The organism is Pontiella sp. (genome assembly GCF_041622395.1).
Taxonomy (GTDB): domain Bacteria; phylum Verrucomicrobiota; class Kiritimatiellia; order Kiritimatiellales; family Pontiellaceae; genus Pontiella.
This window is the reverse complement of the sequence record NZ_JBFJYW010000259.1, coordinates 1-5,458: the sequence shown is the minus strand read 5'-3', so window position 1 is coordinate 5,458 and position 5,458 is coordinate 1. Positions and strand designations below refer to the sequence as shown.

Genomic DNA, 5,458 nt, shown 5'->3' with positions numbered 1-5,458 from the left:
CCATGCCGCGTTTGGCTTCCACGTAGCTGACGGTGTCGGCGGCACTGTCGGCGATCTCGTCGGCCAGCTTTTTGTCGCCGGCATATTTCAGGAACTCGGCGTCGGTTTTCTCGAGCGCATGCTTCGTTTTTTCCAGAAGGACGCCGATCTGGGAGAGCGACTGGTCGGGCAGGCGAACTTCGTGGGCGGAAATGGTGAATTCCTGTCGGCCCACGGCCAGCACGTAGATCACGTTTTTGCCGCGGTTGATTTCGGAGATCGAAACGCCCTCCGGAATTTCCGGCGTATCCTTGATCGGCAGTTCGTAAAGCTTGGCGACGATTCCGCTGTCGTTGAGTTTCTTGATTTTGCGGGGGTCGAATTCGCCGAACGGGGTGATGCGGACGAGCTCGTGCTCCAAGGCCTGGAGGGTTTCCTGAAGCTCCTTCTGCTTATGAAGCAGTTGCCAGACCGTATCGACGAGCTGATCGGGATCCTTCCCGGTCGGGTCAGCGTCGGGGCGGGCGGCGAGGACCTCGCGGGCGCGCTGCACATGCAACAGATGGTTGCGGGCCCGGTCCAGTTCGTGGCCATCGGGGGCCTGGACGTGTTGGACATGCACCACCTTGAGGTCGCGCAGTTTTTCGAGCGTCTGCTCCTGTTGCGCCTTGGTGCACAGGAGCGTCAGTTTTTTCATCTTAACGATCATGCGCTTTTTCCTTTGGCAATCTTTGAGCGGGCAACGGCCGCGGTCTGCTGGTCGCCCATGAAGATGCGGATGACGCGGATGTTCTCCTTGGCCTCCGGAATCTTCACCTTTTCAAACAGGTTCACGCGTTGGGTCGTGGTGCGGAGCTCCTCGCCGAGCAGACGGTGCTGCTCTTCGAGAATCTGCCGTTCGACCCGCAGGCGGGTGAGTTGCTTGAGCACCGCGATGCCTTCATCGGTCCAGGCCTCCGTCTCGAACAGGTCGGGGATGACGCGCTTGAAAACGAGGTCGTCAAGCACCGGAATGTTCACCCCCGCAATGTTGCCGTGCGACGTTTTGAGCGTTTCCACCTCCGCGTACGGCCCGAGCTCGATCGGCTCGGAGTAGAGCTGGATCCACGAGCTCAGCTTGGCGCGGGCTTCCTGCTCCTCGTCGCGTTTTTCCTCGATCTCCAGATCCAGCCGGCGCATTTCCATTTGGAGCTGCTGCTTCTTGAGCTGGAGCGTCGGAAGATAGCGGCTGAAGCGCTTGAGCGCGTCGCGCTGCGTCTTCAGCTCATTCTTGGTTAGCTTAATTTTTGCCATGAATCAGTCCTATCAGACAGATCGGTTCAAACGACCATTATGCCTTCGGCCAGTACTTGTCCGTATACTTCGAGGCGATGTCGGTTTCGGCGGGCTGGAAGCAATCGGCCATGATTTTCCAGCCGTTGTCGAGCGCCTCTTCGAGCGGCGTGTTGACGGTGATATCCATCATGCTTTCTTCGAACTGTTCGCCGTACTTGAGCAGCTTGGTGTCCCAATCGGACATGCGGAAGCCCATGGATTGCTTTTCCAGCGTCTCTTTATAGTTGGCGTAGAGTTGGATCATGGTGTCCATGATGATGCGGTGGTCGTCGCGGGTGCGGTCGTTCACCTGCTGTTTCAGGCGGGAGAGGGAACCGAACGGCTCGATGCGCCCGTTCTTCAGGTAGAACTGGCCTTCGGTGATATACCCGGTGTTGTCCGGAACCGGATGGGTCACGTCGTCGCCCGGCATGGTGGTAACCGCCAGAATCGTGATCGAGCCGCTGCCTTCGAAGTCAACCGCTTTTTCGTAGCGGGCGGCCAGCTGGGAGTAGAGGTCGCCGGGATAACCGCGGTTCGACGGAATCTGTTCCATGGTGATGGCCATCTCTTTCATGGCATCCGCAAAGTTGGTCATATCCGTCAGCAGCACCAGCACGCGCTTGTCTTCCAGGGCATACTTTTCGGCCACGGCCAGCGAAACGTCGGGAACGAGCGTGCATTCCACGGTCGGGTCGGACGCGGTGTGGACGAACATGACCGAGCGCGAAAGGGCGCCGCTCTCGTCCAGCTTGTCGCGGAAGTAGAGGTAGTCGTCGTGCTTCAGGCCCATCCCGCCGAGAATGATCACGTCGACTTCGGCCTGCAGGGCGATCTGCGCGAGCAGTTCGTTGTAGGGTTCGCCCGCCACCGAGAAGATCGGGAGCTTCTGCGATTCGACGAGGGTGTTGAACACGTCGATCATCGGAATCCCGGTACGGACCATGTTGCGCGGAATGATGCGCTTGGCCGGGTTGACGGAGGGGCCGCCGATCTCGATCATGTTTTCCGTGATCGTCGGGCCGTTGTCGCGCGGTTCGCCCGAACCGGTGAAAACGCGGCCGAGCAGGTTTTCGGAGAAGGGCACCTGCATGGTTTTGCCCAGGAACCGGACCTTGGCATCCGTGCTGATTCCGCGGCCGCCGGCGAAGACCTGCAGGAAGACGTTTTCGCCTTCCAGACGGATCACCTGGGCGAGGGAGGTTCCGAGAGCGGCTTCAACCTGCGCCAGTTCTCCGGCAATAACATCATCGGCTTTGACAACAACTACGTTACCGGTGATCTGTTCAACCCGGTGGTACACTTTATTCTGCATAATCGGAAACCTCCGCGAGCATCTTGTTCATGAGCTCTTCTGTTTGTTTAAATTCGTCGGATTCGAACTCGGTGCTGTTCCAGTCCTTGCAGGTCTGGGAGAGCTTCTGGAAGAAGCTACGGGCCGCATCCTTCTCTTTGAACAGCATTTTCGTTTTCATGATGGACAAGAGCTTGCCGAAAACATAGTTCTGGCGTTCTACCGAGGTCGCCGCATCCGTTTCAATGAATGCGTTCTGCTGAAGGTAGGTGTTGTCGATATATTCCGACTTCATGTAGAGGATGAAGTCGTCGATCGAGGTTCCTTCTTCGCCGACGACCTTCATCATCTGGTTGACTTCGTTGCCGTCGCGCAGGATTTTGCGGGCGTAGGCCACGTCCTTCTCATCCACCACGCTCGGGTACTTGCTCCAGGAGTCGAGCGGATCGATCGCCGGGAAGCGGCGGGCGTCGGAACGGGCGCGAGAGAGGCCATGGAAGGCGCCGACCACTTTCAGGGTGGCCTGGGTTACGGGTTCTTCGAAGTTGCCGCCCGCCGGGGAAACGGTTCCGCCGATGGTCACCGAGCCGACCGATCCGTCGTTGAGGCGGACTACGCCGCCGCGTTCGTAGAACGACGCGATCAGCGTTTCCAAGTAGGCCGGGAAAGCTTCTTCGCCCGGGATCTCTTCCAGACGTCCGGACATTTCGCGCAACGCCTGCGCCCAGCGGGAGGTGGAGTCGGCCATCAGCAGCACGTCGAGGCCCATCTGGCGGTAATACTCGGCCAGCGTCACCCCGGTGTACACCGATGCTTCGCGGGCAGCCACCGGCATGGAGGAGGTGTTGCAGATGATCAGCGTGCGTTCCATCAGCGACTTGCCGGTGCGCGGGTCGGTCAGTTCCGGGAATTCGCGCAGGGTTTCCACCACCTCGCCGGCGCGCTCGCCACAGGCCGCGATGATGACCACGTCGACTTCCGCATGGCGGGAGGTGACCTGCTGGAGAACGGTCTTACCCGCGCCGAACGGCCCCGGGATGCAGTAGGTGCCGCCCTTGGCGACCGGGAAGAAGGTGTCGACGATGCGCTGTTTGGTTGCCATCGACTCGGTCGGCCGCAGCCGCTCGGCATAGCACTTGATCGGCATTTTTACGGGCCAGTTCTGCATGATCTGGCATTCGCGGGTGTTGCCTTTTCCGTCGGAAATGACCGCAACCACTTCTTCAACCGTATAGTCGCCGGCGGGTTTAACGGAATCGACGGTCCATTTACCTTTGACGTTGAAGGGAATCATTACGCGGTGTTCGAGCATGCCCTCCGGGACGGTGCCGATGGTATCGCCGGCCACCACGGTGTCGCCGACGTTGAGCTTCGGGGTGTAGGCCCATTTGACGTCGCGGGGCAGGGGCTTGAGGTATTTGCCGCGTTGAAGGAAGAAGCCGCACTCTTCGGCCAGCTGCGGCAACGGGTTCTGCAGCCCGTCGAAAACCTGGGTCAGCAGGCCCGGCCCGAGCTCCACCGATACCAGTTCGCCGGTGAATTCAACCCGGTCGCCGATTTTCAGGCCCGTGGTACTTTCGAAGACCTGAAGTTCTGCGCTGTTGCCGCGGACGCGGATGACCTCGGCTTTAAGTTTGAGATCGCCGATGCATGCATAGGCCACTTCGTTCTGGATAACGGGTTTGTTGAATTCAACCTTCAGCAGGTTGCTGTTCACCCCGATGATTTTTCCGATATTTTCGCTCATAGTTTCAGTCCCTTGCCATAAAAACAGCAAACCGCACCGGCGCTCGGCCTATGCGGTTTCTTCTTCTTGTTCTTCTTTTTGAGTGTTTTCCGTGATGACGGCTTCCAGCTTTTCCTTGCCAACACGCACGTCCATCCGGCTCCAGCGCTCAACGATTTTCAGCTGAATGCCGTATGCCAGCACCTTTTCAAACGCAAACGGATTGAGATTCGCCAGGAATTCTTCCGCCAGGCTCCAGCGGCCGCGGTCCAGGTGCTGCTCGATTTCGACCGGATCGGTTTGGCCCATTGCATCTTTCACGAAGGTTTCGATCTGCCCGCTGAATCCGTCATGCGGCCGGAGGTATGGCTTGGGGTCGACGCCCTGCTTCTGGCCCCGGTAGCGCGCCACCGCGTTGCGGATCTGGCATTCGAGATCGTAAACGAACTTGCAGAGGGGGCAGGCCGCGATGTCCGGCTCTTTGAGCAGCAATTTGCGCAGGATTTCCGTTTCGCGCGGCGTAACCCATTGGGCGCAGTTGTCGACATACTCCTCGACGGAGAACGGCGGCTCGTCGCCGATTTGTAGACTCGGCAGGCTGGCTACGAGTGAATAGTAGGCCATCGTTCGATCCGTTATTTAGAGATTTGTTCGCGGGCGATGCCGCTGACGGTTTTGGCCAGTTCCGGTCGCAGGAAGGAGGCCAGGGATTCCGCAATCGCTTCGCCCGTGTAGTCGAGCGATACGTTCTTGCCTTCGAAAACCACCTTGAATCCGCTCAGCACTTCGTTGTCGGAAACCAGCTCTACGGATTTCCCCGACTGCTTCGCGATGTTCGCGCAGTGGGAAATAAGCGCGGCCTTGTCGGCTTCGCTGACCGCGACGGTTGCGCCGCCTTCGCCCTGCAAGACCACGTCGGTAATCATCTTCTGCAGGGTTTCTCCGGAAAGGGCGGAATCGACTTCCTTACCGAGGGTTTCGGTAACGACCTTTTCGCAGCCTTGGCCGATGGTGATCAGCAGGTCGCGGGCGGCCTGTTCCAGGGTTTTGGCCGAACGTTGCGAAAACGCGGCCGATTCGATTTCGGCTTTCTTCAGCATGTCCTGGGCCTGCGCTTGGGCTTCGGCCACGATCTTCGCCGCTTT

The 5,458-nt window shown here is 59.0% G+C and carries 6 protein-coding genes; all 6 read right to left on the bottom strand.

Annotation, left to right across the window (positions count from 1 at the left end; genetic code table 11):
- Window positions 1–688, bottom strand: a 688-nt coding sequence (locus ABYO54_RS13440; protein ID WP_372808762.1) for a hypothetical protein, incomplete at its 3' end; no start/stop codon positions are given.
- The gene (locus ABYO54_RS13435; protein WP_372808761.1) at window positions 685–1,272 is read right to left on the bottom strand and encodes a V-type ATP synthase subunit D; all 588 of its coding nucleotides are present in this window, start codon (window positions 1,270–1,272) and stop codon (window positions 685–687) included. The genes ABYO54_RS13435 and ABYO54_RS13440, both read right to left, overlap by 4 nt.
- A gap of 37 nt (window positions 1,273–1,309) precedes the next feature.
- Window positions 1,310–2,608 (bottom strand): V-type ATP synthase subunit B, encoded by a 1,299-nt coding sequence (locus ABYO54_RS13430; protein ID WP_372808760.1) that lies wholly within the window; start codon window positions 2,606–2,608, stop codon window positions 1,310–1,312.
- Complete coding sequence (locus tag ABYO54_RS13425; protein WP_372808759.1) at window positions 2,598–4,334, bottom strand: V-type ATP synthase subunit A; 1,737 nt, start codon at window positions 4,332–4,334, stop codon at window positions 2,598–2,600. The genes ABYO54_RS13430 and ABYO54_RS13425 overlap by 11 nt, the downstream gene beginning before the upstream one ends.
- Before the next feature lie 48 nt (window positions 4,335–4,382).
- The gene (locus ABYO54_RS13420) at window positions 4,383–4,937 is read right to left on the bottom strand and encodes a DUF2764 family protein (protein WP_372808758.1); all 555 of its coding nucleotides are present in this window, start codon (window positions 4,935–4,937) and stop codon (window positions 4,383–4,385) included.
- 11 nt (window positions 4,938–4,948) lie between these two features.
- The coding region (locus ABYO54_RS13415) for an ATPase (protein WP_372808757.1) at window positions 4,949–5,458 on the bottom strand (510 nt) is incomplete at its 5' end.